This is a genomic window from Saccharothrix sp. DSM 118769 (assembly GCF_052936295.1).
This window is the reverse complement of sequence record NZ_CP193627.1, coordinates 8,519,637-8,538,453: the sequence shown is the minus strand read 5'-3', so window position 1 is coordinate 8,538,453 and position 18,817 is coordinate 8,519,637. Positions and strand designations below refer to the sequence as shown.

Here is an 18,817-nt window from a genome sequence, read left to right as displayed (position 1 = left end):
AACGATCCACCGACGGGTGGTGGGTGGTCACCGGAGGGCGAATGGGAACGATCCGCACATCAGTGGCGTCCGCTGTCTCCCTGGCCGTGCTGGGGGCGGTCCTCGCCGTCCCCTCGGCCGGGGCCGAACCGCCCCCGGCGTGCGCGGGCCTGGTGGCGCAGCTGTCGGCGTCGGTGAAGAAGGTGGTCGACGGCGCGGTGGCGGAGCCGCCCCAGGGCAAGGCCGTCGCGGAGGCGCTCGGCGACGCGCTCGGGCTGCTGACCGCGATGCAGGGCGCGAGGTGCCTGCCGCTGCCGCCGGTGAGCGCGCCACCACCCGCCGGTGAGGCGTTCGCCGGCCCGGAGCTGTGCGCGTCCGGCGCGATGGCCTCGTTCGCCGGGGTCTACAGCGTGCTGGCCAAGGTCGTGCCCGGCGCCGTCGCCCCCGACCCGGGCAAGCTGAAGAACGAGGTGTCGGGCGTGCTCAAGACGCTCAACGACCTGCTGTCCCACTGCGCCCTGCCCCCGCCGGAGGGCGGCCTGCCCACGATGCCCGCCCCGCCCGCCTGACCCCCGTCTCACACGAGGTTGAGCCGGGCGTTGGTCTCGGCCACGCGGGGCATCCAGCCGGCCAGCTCCACCGCCTCCACGAGCGTGCGGCGGGCCGCCGCGTTGTCGCCGGACGCCATCTGCGCGCGGGCCATCGTGGCCAGCGCGTCCGCCTTGCCCAGGCCGCTCTCGCTGGCGTGCCCGGCCTGCGTGGCGAGGGTGATCGCGGTGGCGTGGTCGTCCTCCAGCAGCGCGAGCTGCGCCAACGTGCCCGTGCAGCGGTAGCGCGGGTAGCCCAGCTCCATCGCGCCCTCCACGGCCCGGCGCGCGGCGGGCAGGCCGATGTCGGCGGGCAGCTGGCCGCCCTCCACGGCGTTGGCGGTGGCGCTCGCCATCTCGGCCATCACGAACGCCATGTCGCGCGGCTCCAGGTCCGTGCGGCCGACGAGGGTGCTCACCGCGTGCAGCGCCTCGGCGTACCGGGTGCGCAGCGTCAGCACCGCGACCTTGGCCGACGTCGACAGCAGCAGCGTCGGGTGCCGCCGCGCCATCTCCTCGACGACCACCTCGGCCCGGTCCAGGTCGCCGACCGCGAGCAGGTCCGTCACCTCGTTGAGCAGCGGCGTCGCCTCGTACTCCTCGGCGGTGCGCCCGGTCAGCCGGGGCAGCGCGAACAGGAACCAGCCGGACGACGTCGTGCCCGCGCCGCGCCTCGGCCACAGGGCGTTGACCAGCACGGCCGTGCCGGCGACCGCGAAGCCCCGCCAGAACCCGTGCCCCGACCCGAGCCACGCCCCCGCCGCCGCCGCCGCGGCCGGCACCAGCGACGTGAGCGCGGTCAGGAACAGCCGCCTGCGCACCGGGGCCTTGACCGAGCTGAGGCCGACGCTGAACAGCAGCGGCACGGTCCGCCACACCACCCGCCGGCGCGGGCCGGTCCAGGTGCGCAGCTCACCGCCCACGCCGATGACGACCAGCGGCACCCGCACCCCGAACGCGAGCGCGCCCACCAGCAGCCCGAGCTGGATCAGCGCGGGCAGCGCCCACGCCCCCACCGCGGCCCCGGCGAACCCCGCCGCGCTCGGCCGCCAGACCGCCAACACCACCAGGACCAGCCCGGTCAGCCATTTCCACACAGAGCAGGAGACGCTACCGGCCCGCCACGGGTTCCCCCGCCCCCGAACGCACAACTCACCGGTCGCGAACGCATGACTCGCGAGTCATGAGCGCATGACTCGCCGGTCCCCAACGCATGACTCGCGCGAGTCATGCGTTCGCGACCCGCGAGTCATGCGTTGGGGACGCGCGAGTCATGCGGTCGCGACCCTCGGGTCATGCGGTCGGGTCAGGTGATGGCGGGGGTGGGGCCGGGGCGGACGGGGAGGCCGGTCGCGGCGTAGGCGCGGAAGCCGCCCACCAGGTCCGTCGCGTTGGGGAGGCCGATGCGCTGGAGGTCGCGCGCGGCGAGGCTGGAGGAGTAGCCCTCGTTGCAGAGGACGACCACGGTGGTCTCGGCGGTGAAGCCGGGGATGCGCCACTCGCCGTTCGGGTCCAGGCGCCACTCCAGCACGATCCGCTCCACCGGCACCGAGCCCGGCACCTCGCCCTCGGCGGCGCGGTTGTGCTGCGGCCGGATGTCGACGACCAGCGCGTCGGTGAGCCCGGCCAGCTCGTGCGGCTCGACGCGGGTCAGCGACCGCCGCGCCTCCTCCAAGTACAGCTCGACGCTCACGGGCCCTCCTGGTCGGCCAGCTCGCGCAGCCGCTCCAGCGGCAGCCGCAGCGCGGGCAGGGGTTGGATCTCGTCCGGGATGTCGAGCAGGCTCGGGTACTCCCGCGTCGGCACCAGCGGCGGCGAGTAGGCGTGCACGCTCGCCGCGCCGGCCGTGCCCCGGTTCACCATCTGGTGGGCGCGACCGGCGCCGAACCCGAGGGCGCTGCCGACGGGGCGCGCCGCGCTGCGGACCGGCCCGCCCGGGTAGCGGTAGTCCTCGGCCAGCTCGCCGGTCAGCACGGTGAACGAGCCCGCCGCGCCGCCGTGGTCGTGCGGCTCGGTGCCCTGGCCGGGCAGCCAGCTCAGCAGCCACAGCTCCACACCCTCGGTCAGCCCGAGGCGCGCCCACCAGCGCCGCCCCGGGTCGTACCGGAGGATCTCCAGCAGCGGGGTGGTCAGCTCGGAGGCCACGGTGGAGGTCAGCTCGCGCAGCTCGCGCGGCGTCCACAGGTCGCGGTCGGGGTGGATGATGTCGCGCAGCAGCCGCACGTCCAACTTCGGGTGCAGGTCGGCACGGGGGATCGTCGAGGTCACTGGTCGCTCCTGATGGCTACGGTGCGTGTGGGTAGCGATCAAGACGCGACGCGGCTTCCGGTGTGCCCAGCGTGTTCTACCGGCCGCGTCGCGTCCGGCTACAGCCGCACGACGCCACCAGGAGGAGGTCGATCGTGCGGTCGCGCCAGGTGAGCAACGGGCGGGCCACGTCGGCATCCTGTCACGATCCCGGGTACCCCGCTCAAGTGCTCTCAACAGCCAGGATTGACTCGGTGGCCGAGCATTCCGGGTGATGTGGGCGCGCCCCCGCGAGCCCTCCCCGCGTGTCCCCGACGAGCCTGCGGGAGCGCCCAGCGCCCAGCGCGCACCCGGCCGGACCGGCGGAGGGGTGCGCGGGTCGGGCCGGCGGTCGTCACGCTGGGCGGCCGCCGGCCCGGCCCGGGCAACCGTCGGCCCGGCCCGGGCAACCGTCGGCCCGGCCCGGGCAACCGTCGACGGGCGGCGGTCAGCCGGGCACGCGGAGCAGCAGCAGGGACCGGCTGCCCAGCACCACCGGGTCGCCCGCCGCGAAGCTGCCCGGTGTGGCGGGCGAGCCGTCCGCCGTCGTCGAGTCGACCACCGGTTCGTAGCGGCCCCCGTACTCCGGGCCCGGGAGGGTGACCTCCAGCGGCTCGGCGCCGGCGTGCAGCAGGAGCAGCCACGAGTCGTCGGACACCAGTTCGCCGTCGCGCGAGCGGGACAGGGAGGTGGAGCCGTCGATCCACATGCCGAGGAAGCGGCGGCCGTCGTCGAACCAGTCCGTCTCGGCCATCTCCTCCCCGTCCGGCCGGAACCACACCAGGTCCGGCGCGCCGGACGGCGTGGTGCGGCCGTCGAAGAACGCGGGCTGCCGCAGCGCCGGGCTGTTCGCGCGCAGCGCGATGACCCGGCGGGCGAACGCCAGCATCGACTCGGCCTCGGTCGACAGCTCCCAGTCCACCCACGCCGTCTCGTCGTCCAGGCAGTAGGCGTTGTTGTTGCCGAGCTGGGTGCGCCACAGCTCGTCACCGGCGGTCAGCATCGGGGTGCCGGTGGACAGCAGCAGCGTGGCGAACAGGTTCCGGGCCTGCCGGGCGCGCAGCGCCAGCACCTCGGCGTCGTCCGTCTCGCCCTCGACGCCGCAGTTCCACGACCGGTTGTCGTTGGTGCCGTCGCGGTTGTCCTCGCCGTTGGCCTCGTTGTGCTTGTCGTTGTACGACACGAGGTCGCGCAGCGTGAACCCGTCGTGCGCGGTCACGAAGTTGATCGACTGCCACGGTCGGCGCAGGTCGTCGGCGTACAGGTCGGACGACCCGGACAGTCGGTAGGCCAGGTCGCGCACGCTCGTCATGCCGCGCCAGTAGTCGCGCACGGTGTCGCGGTAGCGGCCGTTCCACTCGGCCCACTGCACGCCGAAGTCGCCCACCCGGTAGCCGTCGCCGGTCGCGTCCCACGGCTCGGCGATCAGCTTGCACCGCGACAGCACCGGGTCGGAGGTGATGGCGGTGAGCATCGCCGACGCCCGGTCGAAACCGCGCCCGCCCGGCCGGCCCAGCGTGGACGCCAGGTCGAACCGGAACCCGTCCACGCCCAGCTCGGTCGTCCAGTACCGCAGCGAGTCGGTCACCAGGCGCACGAACTGCGGCGACCCGGCCTCGGTGGTGTTGCCGCAGCCGGTGATGTCGAGCGTGCCGCCGCCGTCGATGTGCAGGTAGTAGCCGGGCGCGTCGAAACCCCGGTAGGACAGCGTGGGCCCCTCCGGGCCGCCCTCGCAGGTGTGGTTGTAGACGACGTCGATCAGCACCTCGATGCCCGCCGAGTGCAGCGCGGACACCATCGTGCGGAACTCCTCGACCTCGCGGCCGGGCTCGCTGGCGTAGCCGGGGTGCGGGGCGAACCACGCCAGCGGCGAGTAGCCCCAGTAGTTGTGCCGACCGGCCTTGACCAGGGACGGCTCGTCCAGGAACGCCTGCACGGGCAGCAGCTCGACCGTCGTCACGCCCAGCCGCGTCAGGTGCTCGACGACGGACGGGTGGGCCAGGCCCAGGTAGGTGCCGCGCAGGTGCTGGGGCACGCCGGGGTGCCGCTGGGTGAAGCCCTTGACGTGCAGCTCGTAGACCACCGCCTCCTCGAACGGCACCTCGGGCTTCACGCCCGTGTCCGGCCCGCCCGGCGAGGTCACCACGGACAGCGGCACGCTGCCCAGCGAGTCGACCGGCGACGGCCCGCCGAGCATCGGGTCGCCCACGTAGCCGAGGGCGGCGTCGAGGTCGGTCAGCGCGCCCGTGATCCTCGTCGCATACGGGTCCACGAGGATCTTCGCCGGGTTGGCGCGCAGGCCGCGCGACGGGTCGTACGGGCCGTGCACGCGGTAGCCGTAGCGCTGCCCGGGGGTGACGCCGGAGATCAGGCCGTGCCACACGCCGAACGTGCGCTCGGTCAGCTCCACGCGCTCCTCGGTGCCGTCTTCGCTGATCAGGCACACCTCGACCGCGTCCGCGGGCGGGGCGGAGACCGCGAAGCGCACACCTCCGGCCTCGGGGTGGGCCCCGAGGGGGAACGGTCGGCCGGCAAGCAGGATCGAGTCGGCTGGCATACCGCGATCCTTCCAGTAGCCACCGACTGTTTGGGGATGAGCGCGCCACGCGACCGGAACGTCACACGAACCCGCACCCACCGCACCGCCCGCCGGGGGCTTTGCAGAACAATGGCCCGGGGTTGGTGTCGATCGGGGCGAGGACGAGCGTGGAAAACGAAGATCTGGTCATCCACATGCAGGGTGTTTCGGTTCGACGTGGCAAGACCACGCTGGTCGGCGACGTGGACTGGGGCGTGGAGCTCGACGAGCGGTGGGTCGTGCTCGGCCCCAACGGCGCGGGCAAGACGACGCTACTGCGCCTGGCCGCCGCCGAGCTGCACCCGACCAAGGGCAAGCTGCACCTGCTCGGCGAGCGGATCGGCAAGACCGACGTGTTCGAGCTGCGCCCGCGCATCGGCCTGTGCTCGGCGGCCCTGGCGAACCGCGTCCCGAACGAGGAGAAGGTCGTCGACCTGGTGGTCAGCGCCGGGTACGCGGTGCTGGGCCGGTGGCGCGAGGAGTACGACAAGCTCGACACGGGCCGCGCGAAGGAGCTGCTCGGCGCGCTGGGCATCGAGCACCTGGCCGACCGCACGTTCGGCACCCTGTCGGAGGGCGAGCGCAAGCGCACCCTGATCGCCCGTGCGCTGATGACCGACCCCGAGCTGCTGCTGCTCGACGAGCCGGCCGCGGGGCTGGACCTGGGCGGGCGCGAGGACCTCGTGGCGCGGCTCTCGGAGCTGGCGCTCGACCCGGACGCGCCGGCGATGGTGCTGGTCACGCACCACGTGGAGGAGATCCCGCCGGGCTTCACGCACGTGCTGCTGCTGCGCGAGGGCGGCGTGGTGGCGCAGGGCCTGCTGGACGACGTGCTGACCGAGGAGAACCTGACCAAGACGTTCGACCAGCCGCTGGAGCTCCAGCGCGCGGGCGACCGCTACTTCGCCCGCCGCAAGCGGGCGTGAGGCTCGACGGCCGTTCGGGCTACCCAGTAGTAACCTGCGAGGCGGCTACCGACGCACGGTCGAGGAGGACTGCGTGGCTGAGTTCGTGAAGCTCGAAGTCGAGGGCGGGATCGGCACCATCCGGCTGGACCGCCCGCCGATGAACGCGCTCAACAGGCAGGTCCAGGAGGAGATCCGGTCCGCCGCGCTGGAGGCGACCGACCGCGCCGACGTGTTCTCGGTGATCGTCTACGGCGGTCCGAAGGTGTTCGCGGCCGGCGCGGACATCAAGGAGATGGCCGGGCTGTCCTACGCCGAGATGGCCGCCCGCGCGGGCGCGTTCTCCTCGGCGCTGCGGGCCGTCGAGGAGATCCCCAAGCCGACCGTCGCGGCCATCACCGGCTACGCGCTGGGCGGCGGCTTCGAGCTGGCGCTGTGCGCGGACCGGCGCGTCGCGGGCGACAACGCCAAGGTCGGCCAGCCGGAGATCCTGCTCGGCGTCATCCCCGGCATGGGCGGCACGCAGCGCCTGCCGCGGCTGATCGGCCCGTCGAAGGCCAAGGACCTCGTCTACACCGGCCGGTTCGTGGGTGCCGAGGAGGCGCTGCGCATCGGCATGGTGGACGAGGTCGTCGCGCCCGACGACGTCTACGAGGCGGCCAAGCGGTGGGCCGGGCAGTTCGTGAACGGGCCGGTGCGCGCCTACGCCGCCGCCAAGGCCGCGATCGACGGCGGCCTGGACACCGACCTCGGCAGCGGCCTGAAGCTGGAGAGCCAGCTGTTCGCGGCCATGTTCGCGACCGAGGACCAGAAGACCGGCATGGCGTCGTTCATCGAGAACGGCCCGGGGAAGGCGAAGTTCAGTGGCCGTTGATCCCGAGGGTCCCGTCGACCCCGCGCCCCACCCGCACGCCACCGCGGAGGAGGTGCGGGCCGCCTACCAGGACCCCAAGCTCGCGAACGTGCTCTACCACGACTGGGAAGCCGGCACGTACGACGAGAAGTGGTCGATCTCCTACGACGAGCGCTGCATCACCTACGCCACCGACCGCTTCCGGGCGGTCGCGGGCGGGACCGGCCCGTACGAGCACGCCCTGGAGCTGGGCTGCGGCACCGGCTTCTTCCTGCTGAACCTCATGCAGGGCGGTGTGATCAAGAAGGGGTCCGTGACCGACCTGTCGCCCGGCATGGTGCAGGTCGCCCTGCGCAACGCCGAGGGCCTCGGGCTGGACGTGGACGGCCGGGTCGCCGACGCCGAGCGCATCCCGTACGACGACGACACGTTCGACCTGGTCGTCGGGCACGCGGTGCTGCACCACATCCCGGACATCCCCGCCGCCATGCGCGAGGTGCTGCGGGTGCTCAAGCCCGGCGGCACGTTCGTGTTCGCGGGGGACCCCACGAACGTGGGCAACTTCTACGCCCGCAAGCTGGGGCAGCTCACCTGGTGGCTGACCACCACCGTGACGAAGCTGGGCCCCCTGAACGACTGGCGCCGGCCCCAGGAGGAGCTGGACGAGTCGTCCCGCGCCGCCGCGCTGGAGGCCGTCGTGGACCTGCACACGTTCGACCCGGGCGACCTGGAGCGGACCGCGCGGGGCGCGGGCGCGGTGGACGTGCGCGCGGTGACCGAGGAGCTGTCGGCCGCGCTGTTCGGGTGGCCGGTGCGCACGTTCGAGGCCGCCGTGCCGCGCGAGAAGCTCGGCTTCGGCTGGGCGATGTTCGCCTACCGCACGTGGCAGCGCCTGTCCTGGGTGGACGAGAACGTGCTGTCGAAGGTCCTGCCGCGCGAGGTCTTCTACAACGTCTCCGTGACGGGCCGCAAGCCGGTCTAGTGGGGTACTCGTTCAGCCTCGACGACGTGGCGCACCTGCGTTCCGACGCCGGTCGCGCCGCGTTGTCGGCGCTGTCCGGCCTGCCGCTGACCGACGCGTCGCGGCTGGCCGACGTGGCCGCCGCGCGCGCGGTCTCCCCGGACCGCTTCGCGGCCGTGCTCGACACGCTGCTGCTGCGCCGCAAGGCCGTCGGGCGGGTGCCGTTCGCGGAGGACGGCCTGTTCACCGCCGACGCGCTCCAGCAGGCCACCGCGCACCCGGTCGCCGTGCACCGGGCGCGCCGCTTCACCGGTCCGGCGCACGACGTGACGTGCTCGGTCGGCGCGGACCTCGCCGCGCTGCCGCCCGGGTCGTTCGGCTCCGACCTCGACCCGGTGCGGCTGGCCATGGCCCGGCACAACGTGCCCGGCGCGGTCGTGGTGCGCGCCGACGCCCTGCGCCCGGTGTCGCGCCGGGTGCCCGTGCTGGCCGACCCGGCGCGGCGCGACCCGGCGGGCCGCCGCACGTGGCGACCGGCCGACTTCCTGCCGCCCCTGGACGGGCTCGCCGACGCCTTCGCGGGCCGCGACCTGGCCGTGAAGTGCTCGCCCGGCGTGGACTTCGCGGTCGCGCCGTGGGCCGACGAGGTCGAGCTGGTCTCGCTGGACGGCGCGGTGCGCGAGGCGTGCCTGTGGACCCGGGGCCTGGCCACGCCGGGCGTGGCGCGGCGGGCGTCCGTGCTGTCCTCCTCGGGCGCCGGGTGGACGATCACCTCCGCCGACCCAGACGACTGCCCCGTCACCCCGCCCGCCGAGTGGCTGGTCGACCCGGACGGCGCCGTGGTGCGGGCCGGCCTGGTGCGCCACTACGCCGCCCGCCACGGCCTCGCCCAGCTCGACGAGCGCATCGCCTACCTGACCGGCCCGACCCCGCCGCCGGGCGTGCGCGCGTTCCGCGTCCTGGAGCACGGCCACTACAACGAGAAGTCCCTGAAGGCGCTCCTGCGCGCGCACGACGTCGGCCGGCTGGAGATCCTGGTCCGCGGCCTCGACGTGGACCCGAACGCGCTGCGCCGCCGGTTGAAGCTCAGCGGGTCGGTCGAGCGGACCGTCGTGCTGACCAGGATCGGCCGGCAGCCGGTGTGCCTACTCGCCGTCGCCGAGCGCACCCAGCCGCTCGAACAGGAAGTCGCGCACGGCCGGTAGGTCCGCGCCCGTCGTGACGTCCACGCGCCGACCGGCGGGCGCGTCCAGGCGGCGGTCCGCGACGACCGCGCCCCGGCTCGGGCCGAACGCGCACTCGACGTCCACCGGGTAGGCGGCGGTGGTGAGCAGACCCGGGCTGACCGCCTCCGCGACCGCGACGGCGTCGTGCACCGCCATGCCGTCGATGCCGAGGAAGCGGCGGTAGGTGGCCAGGTAGTCGGGGGTCAGGCCGACCAGCTTCGCGGCCCGGCGCGAGGTCTTCGCCAGGTCGCCCAACCACCCGCTGCTCACCGCGCACCGGCTGGTCAGGTCCATCGTGACCAGGGTCGTGGGCACGTCCTCGTCGGCCAGCACGCGCCGCGCCGCCTCCGGGTCGCACCACAGGTTGAACTCGGCGGAGGCGGTGGCGTTGCCGCCCTCCAGGCCGCCGCCCATGATCACCAGGCGGGCGATCTTCGGCTTCACGTGCGGGTGCGCGGCCAGCAGCAGGGCGATGTTCGTCAGCGGGCCGACCGGCACGACCGTGACCGGCCGGTCGGCGGCCTCCAGCAGCTCGCGCAGCAGCGTGACGGCGTCGCGCCCGTCCACCGGCGCGGTCGGCTCGGGCAGGGTGTGGCGGAAGCCGGACAGGCCGTCCGAGCCGTGCGCGCTGGACAGCCGGGGCTGCGGGTGCACGAGCGGGCGGGACGCGCCCACCGCGACCGGCACGTCCTCGCGGCCCAGGAGGGCGCGCAGGCGCAGGGCGTTCTCCGTGGTGTCGGGCAGGGCGACGTTGCCGAACACCGTGGTCACGCCGAGCAGCTCCACCTCCGGGCTGGCGACCGCGAGGGCCAGGGCGAAGGCGTCGTCCACGCCCGGGTCGGTGTCGATGATGAGAGGTGTCGTCACGTGCTCCGATCCTGCCACGCCGCCGCCGCGCGACCCGTGTGCCGGGGTCGGCGGTCGGGCGCCGGCTTAGAGTGCCCGCGTGACGAGCATGTGGGGCGCTCCCGTGTGGACGAGGTGGCGCCGGTCGCACCGCGACCCGCAGCAGGCCCGGTTCCTCACCCTCGCGTCGCTGCGCTGGGTGCTGCGGCACCGGGCCTGGACGCCCTGGTACCTGGTCCGGTACTGGCGGCTGCTGCGGTTCCGGATCGCGAACCCGCACGTGGTGCTGCGCGGCATGGTGTTCCTCGGCAAGGGCGTCGAGCTGCACTGCCGCCCCGGCTACGGCCGGCTGGAGATCGGCCGGTGGGTGCACATCGGCGACGGCAACGCCATCCGCTGCCACGAGGGCTCGCTGCGCATCGGCGACAAGGCGGTGTTCGGCAAGGACAACACCGTCAACTGCTACCTGGACGTGGAGATCGGCGCGGCCACGCTGGTCGCCGACTGGGTCTACATCTGCGACTTCGACCACGTGACGGCCGACGTGAACCTGCCGATCAAGGACCAGGGCATCGTGAAGTCCCCGGTGCGCATCGGCCCGGACTGCTGGCTCGGCACGAAGGTCACCGTCACCCGCGGCACGCGGATCGGGCGGGGCTGCGTGCTGGGCGCGCACGCCGTCGTGCGGGGCGACGTGCCGGACTACAAGATCGCCGTCGGCATCCCGGCGCGCGTCGTGAAGGACCGGCGGGCGGACTACGAGGCGGACGCCGTGCGGCGGGCGGCGGTGGCGGACATGGCGCGCAAGGCGCGGGAGGCGCTGGAGCGGTCGCGCAACGGCTCCGCCGACGCCGGGCAGGGCTGACCCCGGGCCACCGGGGCGGCCCCGGGACCAGCCGGCCGGGGCGGGTTCAGCGGAAGTCGTCCACGTGGTCGGCCACCCACTCGCGGAACGGGCGCGCGGGCGTGCCGGTCACCTCCTCGACCGTCCTCGTCGGGGGCAGCGGCCGGTGGACCATCGCGGCCTGGCCGTCGAGCACCGCGTCCACCACCGACCCCGGCAGCCAGGACAGCGACCGCGCCCGCTCCTCCTCGCGGGACAGCTCCTCCCAGCGCAGCGGCCGGCCGACGACCTCGCCGATGACGCGCACCTGCTCGACCTTGGTCAGCACCTCCGGTCCGGTCAGCTCGTAGCGTGCCCCGGCGTGCCCGTCCTCCGTCAACGCCCGCACCGCCACCGCCGCGACGTCGGCCTCGTGGATCGCCGTCGCCGCCGACCGCCCGTACGCGCCCCGCACCACGTCACCGGCGCGGACGTCCGGCGCCCAGGCGCGGGTGTTGGCGGCGAAGCCGTGCGGGCGCAGGAACGTCCACCCCGCCCCGGCCCGCGCGACCGCCCGCTCGACCTCGGCGTGGAACCGCCCGATCGGGTGCGGCTGCTCCTCGACGCCGTCCACCACCGCCCCGGAGGACAGCAGGACCACCCGTCGCGCGCCGATCACCCCGGCCACCGCGTCGGCCGCGTCCGCCGTGAACGCGGGCCACACCAGGAACACCCGGTCGACGCCGACCAGCGCCGCCTCCAGGGTCGCCGGGTCGAAGTGGTGCCCCCGCACGACCTCGACGCCGTCCGGCAGCCCGGCGTCCGCCCGCCGGCTCAGCGCCCGCGGCACCTCGCCCGCCGCGAGCAGCCCGCGGACCACCTGCGCGCCCACGTTCCCCGTCGCGCCCGTCACCAGGACCTCGCCTCGCACCAACGGAACCCCTCCTCGTCGTCGGCCGCGACCGTAGGCGCGCGACGACCCGCCGGGTAAGGGCGCACCCGCGGGTAAGCTCCGGGCGTGGCGGTAGGAGTCCGGGAAGAGCAGGACCCCGCGTGGGCGCCGGGTGACGGGTTTCACCCCGACTGCCCGGGGCAGGTGCTGTTCCGCCACGCCACCAGCCGGTGGGGGATCGTGCTGCTGACCGCGTTGTTCCCCGGCCCCCGGCGCTTCCACCGGCTGCGCGACCTGGCCGGCGGGATCAGCGAGAAGGTGCTCTCGCAGAACCTGCGCGACCTGGTCCGCGACGGCCTGGTGACGCGCGAGGTGGAACCGGCGACCCCGCCGCGGGTGACCTACGCCCTCACCCCGCTGGGTCGCCGGTTCACCGCTCGGCTGGGCGTCGTGCTGGACTGGGTCGGCGACCACGTCCCCGACGTGCTGGAGGCCCGGCGGCGGTACGACGAGGACCAGGTCGCGTCCGGTCCACCGCGCGGCTGACCCCCGGCGCGCGGGTCAGAGGAACGCGTTGCCGGTCGCGATCTTCGGCCTGCCCAGGGGGTCGCGGCCGCGCACGGTCGCCGCGCGGTAGACCTCGGCGGTGCCGGCGGCGATGCGGCGCCAGTCGAAGTCGGTCGCCAGGCGGGCCTTGGCGGCCTTCGCCCGGCGCGCGGCGGAGGGGCGGTCGTCCAGCACGGCGCGCACGGCGGCGGTCAGCGCCTCCACGTCGCCCGGCGGGAACGACAGACCCGTGCGGCCGTCGAGGACGACCTCGCCCAGGCCGCCCGCCGTGGAGGCGACCAGCGGCGCGCCCGCGGCGGCGGCCTCCAGGGCGACGATGCCGAACGGCTCGTAGCGGGACGGCAGGACCACCGCGTCGGCGGCGGCCAGGACGGCGGCCAGGGAGCGGTCGGGCAGGTGGCCGGCGAAGTCGACCGCGCGGCGCACCTTGTGCTTGCGGGCCTGCTCCGCGAGCCACTCGCGGTGCGTGCCGGTGCCGGCCACGACGAGGCGCGTGCCGGGGTGGGCGCGGCGGACCCGCGGCAGGGCGGCGAGCAGGTCCTGCACGCCCTTCTCCCACTCCAGGCGGCCGAAGAACAGCAGCAGCGGCGCGCCGGTCGGGGAGTGGGCCGCGCGGGCCGCCGCCACGTCCGCCGCGCGCACCCGCCACCGGCGCGGCTCGATGCCGTTGTGCAGCACGGTGATCGGCGACGGCTCCACCTCGAACAGGTGCGCCACCTCGGTCCGCATCGCCGACGAGCAGGTGATCAGCGCGTCCGCCCGGTTCGCCAGCCACCACTCGATCGAGTGCACCTGCTGGTTGAGCACCTGCGACAGCCAGCCGCTGTGCCGGCCCGCCTCGGTCGCGTGCACGGTCGCCACGAGCGGGACCCCGGCCGCCTCGGCCAGCGCGACGGCCGGGTGCGTCACGAGCCAGTCGTGCGCGTGCACCACGTCCGGCCGCCACCCGCGCAGCAGCGCCAGCCCGGCCCGGGTCATGGCGTGGCCCATGGCGAGCGTCCACGCCACCAGGTCGCGCTCGAACACCAGGTGCGCCGGGTCCTCCGCGACGCGCACCAGCCGCACGCCCTCGACCACCTCGTCGGACGTCGGGTGCGTCACCGCGTCCGTGCCCGCGGGCTGCCGGCACAGCACGACGACCTCGTGCCCCTGCGCCGCCAGGCACGTGGCCAGCGCGTGCACGTGCCTGCCCAGCCCGCCCACGACGACCGGCGGGTACTCCCACGACAACATCAGCACGCGCATGGGGCATCCTCGCATTCGCCGGCGGGTGCGGTTCGACCGATCACCGGGCGAGCCCCCGTGCGTCGAGGTGCCCGAACGGGCCGTCGACCGCGCGCAGCTCGCGGGCGCGGGACAGCCCCCGCCCGGCGGCCGGCGCCCCCGCGCGCAGCAGCGCGGCCAGCTCGGCGAACCGGTCGGCGTGCACCTTGGCCCGGTAGCGGGCGTAGTCGGCGGCCGAGTCCTTGGTGACCATGAACGCCCAGTCGCTGGACAGGGCCAGCAGCGCCTCGCGCACCGCCTGGTCGGCGACCGGGGACCGCGCGGGGCCGGACAGGTCCAGCTCCAGCAGCTCCCGCTGCACGGACGCGTTGAGGTCCACCAGGTCGGCGACCTGCGGCCCGTTCCACACGTGCCAGTCCTTGCCCGCGCCCCACGACGACGGCGGCACCTCGACGGGCGCGCCCACGTGCCCCGCCTCCACCGCGCCGCGCAGCGACGTGACCCGCACGCCCGCCTCGGGCAGCAGCCGCAGCACGGCCTCCAGCCACAGCGGCCCCTCGTGCCACCAGTGCCCGTACAGCTCGGTGTCGTAGGCGGCCACCACGAGCGACGGCCTGCCGTGCCGCTCCCTGAGCGCCCGCAGCCGCGCCACGACCACGTCCACGAAGTCCGCCGCGTGCCGCCGCACGGCGAGCGCCGCCGCGCCCGGCTCGTAGGGCAGCTTGTCCTCCGGCGCGACGCCCTTGCCGGTCACCCGGGACGGCTTGAGCCCGCTGGGGTGGTCGTAGGTGTGGAAGTCGCGGTACGCCGGGTCGCCGGGGTAGCCGACCCTGGGCGACCACACCCGGTAGGACACCTCCAGGTCCCGGCCGAAGCAGACCACGTCGGAGGTGCCGACCGGGCGGCCCGCGGCGGTGTCGCCGCGCAGCGACGGACCGTCCACCAGGAACCGCCGCACGCCGGCCCGCGCGTAGTCGTGCTCCATGCCCGGCGCGTAGGCGCACTCCGGCGCCCAGATCCCCTCGGGCGCGGAGCCGACCCGCAGCGCGGTGTCCGCCAGGCCGGTGCGCAGCGAGAACGCCCGCAGCCGCGGGTCCAGCAGCGGCTGGAACGGGTGCGCGGCCGGCCCGCCGAGCAGTTCGACGACCCGCGAGTCCACCAGGGACCGCAGCACGGGCGAGAAGCCGTGCCGCCAGCGCGACTCGAAGCGCTCCAGCGCCCACGCCGACGCCCGGTGCTCGTAGGTCGCGAGGTCCGGCAGGCGGCGGGCCGCGCCGTGCGCCCGCAGCTGCCAGTTCCCCAGCCAGTCGTGCAGGCCGCGCAGCGAGTACGGGTCGTCGAGCTGCGCGGCCAGCACCGGCGTCACGCCGAGCGTCAGCACGTCCTCGCGGCCCTCGGCGGCGAACCGCTCCAGCAGGTCGACCACGGGCAGGTACGAGTGCGCCCACGCCTGGTACAGCCACTCCTCGCCGACCGGCCACGCCCCGTGGTGCGCGACCCACGGCAGGTGGCTGTGCAGGACGAGGCAGAACGTCCCCTCGTCACCGGAGCCCGCCGCGGTGGGCGTCGCAGGGGGCGTCGCGGTGGGCGTCACGGGCGCACCGCCACGGCCACCAGGTCGAGCGAGGCGTCCAGGTCGTCGGTGGTGATCTCGAAGTCCTCGCTGCGCACCGAGGCCACGGCCGCCAGCAGGTCGGCGGGCCACTCGCCGCCGTCCACGACCACCGCCACCTGCGCGTCGATGACCGACCCGCCGAACCGGGCGTCCAGCTCGCGCAGCGCGGGGCCGTGCCGCAGCCCGGCCAGCAGTTCGACGCGCAGGCCCGCGCCGACGAGCAGGTCGCGCAGCTCCGACGGGGCCAGCTCGCGGGTGTGGAAGGGGTTCAGCGGCGTGTCGCGGCCGGGGGAGAACGTGATCCGGTTCGGCGTGGTGACGAGCAGCCTGCCGCCGGGCCGCAGCACCCGCGCGCACTCGGCGAGGAAGCCCTCCTGGTCCCACAGGTGCTCGATCACCTGGAGGTTCGCCACCACGTCGACGCTCGCGCCCCGCAGCGGCAGCGACGCGAGGTTGCCGCGCACGACGTCCAGCTCCGGGTACGCCCGGTGGGCGTGGGCGGCGGTCGTCGCGTCGTAGTCCAGCGCCACGACCCGCGCGGCGCGCCCGGCGACCAGCGCGGCCCCGTAGCCCTCGCCGCAGCCGGCCTCCAGCACCACCGCGCCGGCGCAGTGGTGCGCGAGGTCCAGGTAGGCCGCCTCGTGGCGCCTGAACCAGTAGTTCTCCTCGGCGATACCGGGCACGGTGCGCTCACCGGTGAGGGGCAGCGGCTCGACGGTCACCCGTCCAGCGTAGTTGCCCGTTACTCACGGGTAGCCAGCGCCCGGTCACCGGAGGTCCGCCTATTCGTGTGAACGGGCCGTTCTCGATTCTCCGCGTCGGGTCTCGCTGTTCATTCCGAAGGTGTTCGACCATTCATCGGAAATGACACCATCGGGTGAGCCGCGACCGGGTCGTGTCGATCTTCCACGATAGTGTTACGGCTGCTCCCCGCCGCTTCGCCCCGGGATGCGCGGGGTAGTTGGTGGTGGTCAAGTGCTGGTTGGGGTACCGCGTGCTCGGTACCCTCGACCAATCTTCGAACGAGTGGGGCGACCATGGGTGCGAAAGATCCGGAGATTGTTCCGCTGCACGCGGGTTTCGACGTGGTCTACCGGGGTTTCCACCGCAAGCAGGTGATCGAGCACATCGAGAACCTGGAGGAGCAGCTCAAGTACACCAGCGTCGACCGCGCCGAGGCCCTGGCCCAGGCCGCCGACCTCCGCAAGCTGCTGGAGATGACCAGGCGCGACCTGGACGAGACCCGCGCGCGGGTCGAGCGGATGGAGATGTCGCCGGGCACGACGGCGGGCGCGACCGAGCGCCTGCACCGGATGCTGCTGCTGGCGGAGGACGAGTCGAACGAGCTGCGGCTGCGCGCCGAGCGCGACGTGGCGGCCCTGCGGCAGCGCACCGAGGTGGAGCTGGCCGAGCGGGTCCGCGAGGTCGAGGCGCAGATCGAGGCGGCCCGCGCCCGCGCCGACGCGCACGCCACCGCGCAGCGCGAGGCCGCGAACCGGCGCGCCGCCGAGCTGGACCAGCGCGAGGTCGACCTGGAGCGCCGCCGCGCCGAGGTCGAGGCGCACCTCAAGGCCCGCACCGAGCAGGCCGACGCCGAGTGCGCCGCCGCCGTCGTGCGCGCCCAGGAGGACGCGGACCGGCTGCTGCGGGAGACCGCCGAGCAGTGCAACCGGCTGGAGGCGGAGTCCGACGCCAGGCGCGCCAAGGCGCAGAACTTCTTCGAGCTGACCATGACCCGGCGCCGCAACGAGGCCGATCAGCACTTCGCCGAGCAGGAGGAGCTGGCCCGCACGCGGGCCGCGTTCCTGGTCAAGATGGCCGCGCGCGAGGCGCACCGGCGGATCGCCGACGTCCAGGAGCGCGTCGACGAGCTGTTCGAGCTGCGGCGCACCGTGATGGCCGAGCTCGCGGCGGCCCGGGTGGCGCTGGAGTCGGCGGCGGACCGGGTGCCCAGCCTGATCCCGGAGCAGACCAGCGCCGAGGAGGCCGACGCGGCGCAGGTGAAGGCCCAGGTGAACGCCCAGGTGAACGCCCAGTCAACGAAGGCCCAGCAGGTGAACGCCCAGCAGGCGGGGGCCCAGCCGGTGGGTGCCCAGCAGGCGGGGGCCCAGCAGGCGGGGGCGCAGCAGCCGGTCGCGTCCGGCCGGGACCCCGGTCGGCGGGTGGGCGCCTGATGCCCGTGCGCTCCAGGGTCCCGGTCCTGCCGTTCGCGCTGGGGCTGGTCGTCGTGCCGGCCGCGGTCACCGCGTTCGGGTTCGGGGTCCACGGCGAGGGGATCACCGACGCGCTGTCGCCGGCCTCCTCGTCCGCGCCCTCGTCCGCGCCGCCGGGGCCCGTGGCCACGCGCCCCACGAAGGCGCCGGTCCGGCCGACCCAGGAGCCCGTGCGGGGGGAACCCGCCGCCGTGCCGCCGTCGCCGGAGCTGGTGCGGCAGAACGTGAGCAGCCTGTTCAGCGGCAACGGGGTCAAGGGCATCACGTTCGCGCCGGGCGGCACCGAGCTCGTCGGGCGCGGCGAGGCCGTGCAGCAGGGCGTGGGCAACCTGCTGGGCGGGCTGTCCGGCACCGCCGTCAGGCTCGTCGCCCACGCGTGGAGCGGCGAGACGCCGACCCACCGGTGCGACCTGCTCGCGGCCCGGCGGGCGGGGCTCGTGCGGGATTTCCTGGTCGGGCGCGGTGTCCCGGCCGAGTCCATCAGCACCGGGGTCGTGGTCGACCCGGTGTGGGGTCCGCCCGCCGACGGCGGACCGCAAGTCGACGTGCTCGTGGGGTAGGGATGCGGTGATGGCAGGCGCGGTGGCGTTCGTGTTCGGGTTGTGCGCGGTGTCGTTCGCCGCGGGGTGCGCCCTGACGGTCGCGGTGCTCAGACGCGGGCCCGCGCCCGAGGACGAGCCGGTGCGGCGGACCGCGCTCGTCGAACCGGAGGCGCGGGTGGCGGAGCAGCCGTGGCCGCCGGAGGACTACGCGACCAGGCCCATCCACCGCAACCCGGTGCTGGGCATCCCGCGGGCCCTGCCCGCGCAGCCCAGGCTGTCGGTCGTGCCCGACCCGGAGCCGGAGCGCCCGGTCGCGTCGGAGGCGGTGCGCCGCATCCACCTGGTGCGCGACCCGCCGGAACCGGCGCGGCACGGCGACGCGGACCCCGCGCTGGTGGCCCTCGACCCCGTGCGGCTGGGACCGGTGGCCCCGGAGCAGCCGCACGCGGAGCCGGTGGTGCTGCGCCCGGTGCCGCCCGTCGAGCCCGAGCCCGAGCCCGGCGAGCGTGCGGAGGGGGTGACGCCGGACGCGACGACGCCGGCGCTGCCCGTGACCGGGACGCCGGCGACCGTCGTCGTGCACCTGCCCGCGCAGGCGGACCCGTCCGCGCCGCAGCAGGTGGACCTGCCGAGCGCGACCGAGTTCCGCGAGCGCTACCTGCGGGCGTTCGAGGCGACCCGACGCCGGTCGGGCCGGCAGACCTCGGACCGCTGAACCGC

19 protein-coding genes are annotated in these 18,817 nt (G+C 74.9%); 10 read left to right on the top strand and 9 right to left on the bottom strand.

Annotation, left to right across the window (positions count from 1 at the left end; translation table 11 throughout):
- The first annotated feature begins 62 nt into the window (after positions 1–62).
- Positions 63–548, top strand: a complete 486-nt coding sequence (locus ACRAKJ_RS36265; protein ID WP_438926263.1) for a hypothetical protein — start codon at positions 63–65, stop codon at positions 546–548.
- An 8-nt stretch (positions 549–556) separates the two neighbouring features.
- Here ACRAKJ_RS36265 and ACRAKJ_RS36260 read toward each other — a convergent pair whose 3' ends face one another.
- The 4 genes from ACRAKJ_RS36260 to glgX all read right to left on the bottom strand — a co-directional run bounded on the left by ACRAKJ_RS36260 (position 557) and on the right by glgX (position 5,409).
- On the bottom strand, positions 557–1,663 hold the full coding sequence (locus tag ACRAKJ_RS36260) for a hypothetical protein (RefSeq protein ID WP_438926262.1): 1,107 nt from the start codon (positions 1,661–1,663) through the stop codon (positions 557–559).
- 209 nt (positions 1,664–1,872) lie between these two features.
- Positions 1,873–2,259, bottom strand: coding sequence for a rhodanese-like domain-containing protein (locus tag ACRAKJ_RS36255; RefSeq protein ID WP_438924982.1), 387 nt, complete (start codon positions 2,257–2,259; stop codon positions 1,873–1,875).
- Positions 2,256–2,834: a cysteine dioxygenase gene (locus tag ACRAKJ_RS36250; protein WP_438924983.1), complete on the bottom strand. Its 579-nt coding sequence runs from the start codon at positions 2,832–2,834 to the stop codon at positions 2,256–2,258. The genes ACRAKJ_RS36255 and ACRAKJ_RS36250 overlap by 4 nt, the downstream gene beginning before the upstream one ends.
- A gap of 466 nt (positions 2,835–3,300) precedes the next feature.
- Positions 3,301–5,409: a glycogen debranching protein GlgX gene (glgX, locus tag ACRAKJ_RS36245; protein WP_438924984.1), complete on the bottom strand. Its 2,109-nt coding sequence runs from the start codon at positions 5,407–5,409 to the stop codon at positions 3,301–3,303.
- 176 nt (positions 5,410–5,585) lie between these two features.
- On the opposite strand from glgX, the gene ACRAKJ_RS36240 reads away from it, so the two are divergent.
- From ACRAKJ_RS36240 to ACRAKJ_RS36225, 4 genes are all read left to right on the top strand, one after another.
- Positions 5,586–6,356 carry an ATP-binding cassette domain-containing protein gene (locus tag ACRAKJ_RS36240; RefSeq protein ID WP_438925008.1) on the top strand — a complete coding sequence of 257 codons (771 nt, stop codon included), beginning with the start codon at positions 5,586–5,588 and terminating at the stop codon, positions 6,354–6,356.
- 73 nt (positions 6,357–6,429) lie between these two features.
- Entirely contained in the window at positions 6,430–7,209 is a 780-nt protein-coding gene (locus ACRAKJ_RS36235; protein WP_438924985.1) for an enoyl-CoA hydratase-related protein, read from the top strand.
- Positions 7,199–8,170: a methyltransferase domain-containing protein gene (locus ACRAKJ_RS36230; RefSeq protein ID WP_438924986.1), complete on the top strand. Its 972-nt coding sequence runs from the start codon at positions 7,199–7,201 to the stop codon at positions 8,168–8,170. The genes ACRAKJ_RS36235 and ACRAKJ_RS36230 overlap by 11 nt, the downstream gene beginning before the upstream one ends.
- Complete coding sequence (locus ACRAKJ_RS36225; RefSeq protein WP_438924987.1) at positions 8,170–9,354, top strand: THUMP-like domain-containing protein; 1,185 nt, start codon at positions 8,170–8,172, stop codon at positions 9,352–9,354. The genes ACRAKJ_RS36230 and ACRAKJ_RS36225 overlap by 1 nt, the downstream gene beginning before the upstream one ends.
- Here the strand turns inward: ACRAKJ_RS36225 and ACRAKJ_RS36220 are convergent.
- The gene (locus ACRAKJ_RS36220) at positions 9,295–10,242 is read right to left on the bottom strand and encodes a nucleoside hydrolase (RefSeq protein WP_438924988.1); all 948 of its coding nucleotides are present in this window, start codon (positions 10,240–10,242) and stop codon (positions 9,295–9,297) included. The two genes, ACRAKJ_RS36225 and ACRAKJ_RS36220, sit on opposite strands and share 60 nt — an antisense overlap.
- Positions 10,243–10,321: 79 nt before the next feature.
- Between ACRAKJ_RS36220 and ACRAKJ_RS36215 the strand changes: the two genes are divergently transcribed.
- Positions 10,322–11,086, top strand: coding sequence for a DapH/DapD/GlmU-related protein (locus ACRAKJ_RS36215; protein WP_438924989.1), 765 nt, complete (start codon positions 10,322–10,324; stop codon positions 11,084–11,086).
- 46 nt (positions 11,087–11,132) lie between these two features.
- Here ACRAKJ_RS36215 and ACRAKJ_RS36210 read toward each other — a convergent pair whose 3' ends face one another.
- Positions 11,133–11,975 (bottom strand): NAD(P)H-binding protein, encoded by an 843-nt coding sequence (locus tag ACRAKJ_RS36210; RefSeq protein WP_438924990.1) that lies wholly within the window; start codon positions 11,973–11,975, stop codon positions 11,133–11,135.
- An 87-nt stretch (positions 11,976–12,062) separates the two neighbouring features.
- On the opposite strand from ACRAKJ_RS36210, the gene ACRAKJ_RS36205 reads away from it, so the two are divergent.
- A complete protein-coding gene (locus ACRAKJ_RS36205; RefSeq protein WP_438924991.1) occupies positions 12,063–12,482 on the top strand; it encodes a winged helix-turn-helix transcriptional regulator in 420 nt (139 codons plus the stop codon).
- Positions 12,483–12,497: 15 nt separating this feature from the next.
- Here ACRAKJ_RS36205 and ACRAKJ_RS36200 read toward each other — a convergent pair whose 3' ends face one another.
- Genes ACRAKJ_RS36200 through ACRAKJ_RS36190 form a run of 3 tightly spaced genes read right to left on the bottom strand, consistent with a single transcriptional unit; the run spans position 12,498 to position 16,064 of the window.
- On the bottom strand, positions 12,498–13,748 hold the full coding sequence (locus ACRAKJ_RS36200; protein ID WP_438924992.1) for a glycosyltransferase: 1,251 nt from the start codon (positions 13,746–13,748) through the stop codon (positions 12,498–12,500).
- A 40-nt stretch (positions 13,749–13,788) separates the two neighbouring features.
- The gene (locus ACRAKJ_RS36195; RefSeq protein WP_438924993.1) at positions 13,789–15,321 is read right to left on the bottom strand and encodes a 1,4-alpha-glucan branching protein domain-containing protein; all 1,533 of its coding nucleotides are present in this window, start codon (positions 15,319–15,321) and stop codon (positions 13,789–13,791) included.
- On the bottom strand, positions 15,318–16,064 hold the full coding sequence (locus ACRAKJ_RS36190; RefSeq protein ID WP_438924994.1) for a methyltransferase domain-containing protein: 747 nt from the start codon (positions 16,062–16,064) through the stop codon (positions 15,318–15,320). The genes ACRAKJ_RS36195 and ACRAKJ_RS36190 overlap by 4 nt, the downstream gene beginning before the upstream one ends.
- Positions 16,065–16,379: 315 nt before the next feature.
- Here ACRAKJ_RS36190 and ACRAKJ_RS36185 point away from each other — a divergent pair, with 315 nt between their 5' ends.
- From ACRAKJ_RS36185 to ACRAKJ_RS36175, 3 genes are read left to right on the top strand one after another with little or no spacing between them, the layout of a single operon-like run.
- A complete protein-coding gene (locus tag ACRAKJ_RS36185; RefSeq protein ID WP_438924995.1) occupies positions 16,380–17,516 on the top strand; it encodes a hypothetical protein in 1,137 nt (378 codons plus the stop codon).
- The gene (locus ACRAKJ_RS36180; RefSeq protein ID WP_438924996.1) at positions 17,516–18,115 is read left to right on the top strand and encodes a hypothetical protein; all 600 of its coding nucleotides are present in this window, start codon (positions 17,516–17,518) and stop codon (positions 18,113–18,115) included. Before ACRAKJ_RS36185 ends, ACRAKJ_RS36180 begins: the two co-directional genes overlap by 1 nt.
- 10 nt (positions 18,116–18,125) lie before the next feature.
- Complete coding sequence (locus ACRAKJ_RS36175) at positions 18,126–18,812, top strand: hypothetical protein (protein WP_438924997.1); 687 nt, start codon at positions 18,126–18,128, stop codon at positions 18,810–18,812.
- The last annotated feature ends 5 nt before the right edge of the window (positions 18,813–18,817 follow it).

Excerpts from the sequence above, each read along its gene's own strand:
- ACRAKJ_RS36185 (WP_438924995.1), top strand. The coding sequence starts at position 16,380 with ATGGGTGCGAAAGATCCGGAGATTGTTCCGCTGCACGCGGGTTTCGAC.
- glgX (WP_438924984.1), bottom strand. The coding sequence starts at position 5,409 with ATGCCAGCCGACTCGATCCTGCTTGCCGGCCGACCGTTCCCCCTCGGG.
- ACRAKJ_RS36175 (WP_438924997.1), top strand. The coding sequence starts at position 18,126 with ATGGCAGGCGCGGTGGCGTTCGTGTTCGGGTTGTGCGCGGTGTCGTTC.
- ACRAKJ_RS36180 (WP_438924996.1), top strand. The coding sequence starts at position 17,516 with ATGCCCGTGCGCTCCAGGGTCCCGGTCCTGCCGTTCGCGCTGGGGCTG.
- ACRAKJ_RS36240 (WP_438925008.1), top strand. The coding sequence starts at position 5,586 with ATGCAGGGTGTTTCGGTTCGACGTGGCAAGACCACGCTGGTCGGCGAC.
- ACRAKJ_RS36200 (WP_438924992.1), bottom strand. The coding sequence starts at position 13,748 with ATGCGCGTGCTGATGTTGTCGTGGGAGTACCCGCCGGTCGTCGTGGGC.